The following is an 851-nucleotide window of genomic DNA, read 5'->3' as shown; positions in this document are numbered from 1 at the left end:
AAAGGGTGCACAGGTGATACAGCCGGCGCCATGATCGAGATACTCGAATGCATCACCCTGCTAGTTCTCGTTGCCTGCCAATAAATATAACAAGGAAATAACACATGTACTTTTCAATTTGCCTCTTATTGGCCTTGTTCCTCGATAAGGTCTTTGGCGAAGCCAAGCACTTTCATCCTCTCGTTGGCTTTGGCAATCTCGCCACCGACCTTGAGCACAAGTTAAATAGCGGGTCCGGCAAACGGCTTAAAGGCATCATTGCACTGACATTCCTATTAGTGCCTACCGTTCTACTCGCTTTCTATTTGGAGTTACTTACACTCAGCGAACCGATCGCTCACGTCGCCTTTGCCTCGTTCGTCTTATATACAGCGCTAGGTTGGCAAAGCCTCAAAGAACATGCTGAAGCGATTATTGAACCTTTAACCAAAAGGCATCTAGGTGAAGCTCGGAAGAAAGTCGCTCGAATTGTTAGTCGTGACACCAAGCATTTAACGCCCGAAGACGTCGCAAGCGCCAGTACAGAGTCTGTACTCGAAAATGGTGCTGACGCAATCTTTAGCACTATTTTCTGGTTTATTGTTGGCGGCATACCGGGCGTTGTTCTTTTCCGCCTGGTGAATACTCTCGATGCTATGTGGGGCTATAAGAACACTCGCTACAAGGACTTCGGGTGGGCTGCTGCTCGCCTTGATGATGTAATGAACTACCTTCCGGCTCGACTGACTGCACTTAGTTATGCGCTATGCGGGCAAACACGCAGCGCTTTTCAATGCTGGAAAACACAAGGTAAATTATGGAAGAGCCCCAATGCAGGCCCCAGTCATGGCTGCTGGAGCTGGTGCACTTGA

The 851-nt window shown here is 48.6% G+C and carries 1 protein-coding gene; it reads left to right on the top strand.

Going from position 1 to position 851, the window contains the following annotated elements:
• Positions 1-104: 104 nt before the first annotated feature.
• Positions 105-851: an adenosylcobinamide-phosphate synthase CbiB gene (cbiB, locus tag A3729_RS10920; protein ID WP_068633811.1), complete on the top strand. Its 747-nt coding sequence runs from the start codon at positions 105-107 to the stop codon at positions 849-851.

This window comes from Oleiphilus sp. HI0043 (assembly GCF_001634935.1).
Note: the sequence above shows the minus strand (reverse complement) of the source record. Positions and strands in the feature narration are given on the sequence as shown.

Excerpts from the sequence above, each read along its gene's own strand:
- cbiB (WP_068633811.1), top strand. The coding sequence starts at position 105 with ATGTACTTTTCAATTTGCCTCTTATTGGCCTTGTTCCTCGATAAGGTC.